The sequence below is a fragment of the Trebonia sp. genome, from assembly GCF_049794275.1.
Taxonomy (GTDB): domain Bacteria; phylum Actinomycetota; class Actinomycetes; order Streptosporangiales; family Streptosporangiaceae; genus Trebonia.
The window spans coordinates 1-2,052 of sequence record NZ_JBARCR010000506.1 but is presented as its reverse complement, the minus strand read 5'-3'; the positions used below and the strand labels follow the sequence as shown (position 1 = coordinate 2,052).

3 protein-coding genes are annotated in these 2,052 nt (G+C 73.5%); all 3 read left to right on the top strand.

Translation table 11 applies throughout. The annotated features are described in order from the left end of the window. Positions 1 to 276: DNA polymerase (locus tag WA805_RS13720; RefSeq protein ID WP_425242524.1), on the top strand; the 276-nt coding region annotated here is incomplete at its 5' end. Between the two features lie 101 nt (positions 277 to 377). Continuing rightward, positions 378 to 1,079 carry a UMP kinase gene (gene pyrH / locus WA805_RS13715; protein WP_422284729.1) on the top strand — a complete coding sequence of 234 codons (702 nt, stop codon included), beginning with the start codon at positions 378 to 380 and terminating at the stop codon, positions 1,077 to 1,079. Between the two features lie 31 nt (positions 1,080 to 1,110). Continuing rightward, positions 1,111 to 2,052 (top strand): AAA family ATPase (locus WA805_RS13710; protein WP_425242523.1); only part of this gene is annotated, 942 nt, incomplete at its 3' end.

Below are 2,052 nucleotides of genomic sequence, written 5' to 3'. Positions count from 1 at the left end.
CGGTACGGGCGCAACGCGCTGGTCCAGGGGGCGGCGGCGGAACTGTTCAAGATGTGGGCGGTCACGGTGCGCGCACGGGGTCCCGCGCTTGGCGCGCGGATCGTGTTGTGCCTGCACGATGAGCTGCTGGTGCACGTCGCCGAAGAGCACGCGGACGCGGCGGCGGCGCTGGTGGGCGACTGTCTCGCGGAGACCGCGCGCCGCTGGGCGCCGCGCGGTGATGTGCGGCTCATCGCGGAGACCAGCGTCGTTCGCTGCTGGGCCGACGCGAAGTAGCAGGCGGTCCTGGGCACGGGCACGGCGGACGGGCTGGTAGCGTGGCGGGCAGCAAACCCGGGCGTAGAGGGGGCTGCACGTTGCCGCGGTACCGCAGAGTCGTGGTCAAGCTCAGCGGTGAGGCTCTTGCCGGTGCGGCCGGAACGGGGGCTGACCCCGCGAGCCTCGCCCGCGTCGCCGACGAGGTGCTGTCCGTGCACGAGCTCGGCGTCGAGGTGGCCGTCGTCGTCGGCGGCGGCAACTACTTCCGCGGCAGGATGGCCGACGGCTGGGGCATCAGCCGGGCCGAGGCGGACAACATCGGAATGCTCGGCACCGTGATGAACGCGCTCATGCTCCGCGGCGCGCTCACCGCGCGGACCGACGCGGACATACGAGTCATGACCGCGGTGCCGATACACAGCGTCGCCGAGCCGTTCATCAGGCTCCGCGCGGTGCACCACCTCGAGCGCGGCATGATCGTCGTGCTGGCCGGCGGCATCGGCCAGCCGTACGTCACCACCGACTACCCGGCGGTGCAGCGGGCGCTCGAGCTCGACGCCGACGCGCTCCTCGTGGCCAAGCACGGCGTCGACGGCGTGTACGACGCCGACCCCAAGCACCACCCGGACGCCAAGCGGTACACCTCCCTCACGTACGACGAGGCCCTTGCGGCCGGCGTGCGCATCATGGACACCAGCGCGTTCGTGCTGGCCAACGAGCAGTCGCTGACCATGCACGTGTTCGACGTCGGCGCGGTTGGCGTGATGCGCGGCATCTGCGAGGGCCTCGAGCTCGGCACCAAGATCAGCGTCAAGGGCTGACCCGCTGCCGGGCAGGCCGCACACTGGAGACATGAGCACGCTGCTGCAAGCGGGAGACGGGAACGTCGCCGCGGAGGCGCTCGGGGTAGCGGTCGCGGCCCGGGTACCCGTTCTGCTCTGGGGCGCCCCGGGCACCGGGAAGACATCGGCCATCCGAGCGATGGCGGAGGCCATGGGCCTGCCGTGCGAAACGGTCATCGCGTCGATCAGGGAGCCGTCCGACTTCGCCGGCCTGCCGGTGGTCACCGGGGACGTGGTCCGCTTCGCGCCGCCGCTGTGGGCCACCAGGCTCGCCGAGGCCGGCACCGGTGTGCTGTTCCTCGACGAGCTGTCCACCGCGCCGCCCGCGGTGCAGGCCGCGCTGCTGCGGGTGGTGCTGGAACGGACCGTCGGCGACCTGACGCTACCCGACGACGTGGCCGTCGTCGCCGCCGCGAACCCGCCCGAGCAGGCCGCGGACGGCTGGGATTTGTCCGCGCCGCTGGCCAACAGGCTGTGTCACCTGAGCTGGGAGACGTCGCCGCGCAGCATCGCCGAGGGGCTGGCCAGCGGCTGGGCGCCGCCGCCTGTCCCGCTGCTGCCGGCAGGCTGGACCGCGGGCGAACCGCTCAGCAAGTCCCTGGTCGCCGCGTTCCTCCAGGTGCGGCCCGCGCTCGCGATCGCGCCGCCGGACAACGCCAGCGAGGCCGGGCGGGGCTGGCCGAGCCCGCGCACCTGGGAGATGGCGGCCCGGCTGATGACAGCCGCGGAGGCCGCGAAGGCCACCGACCAGGCCAGGTCGGCGCTCATCAGGGGAGCGGTCGGGGACGGCGCGGGCGTGGAGTTCCTCGCCTGGCTGGTGGAGATGGACCTGCCCGATCCTGAGGAAGTGCTGGCCAATCCCGCCGCGTTCCGGCTGCCTGAGCGCGGGGACCGGGCGTACGCGGCGCTCGCCGCCGTCGCCGCCGCGGTCGCCGCGGAGCCGACGCCGGAG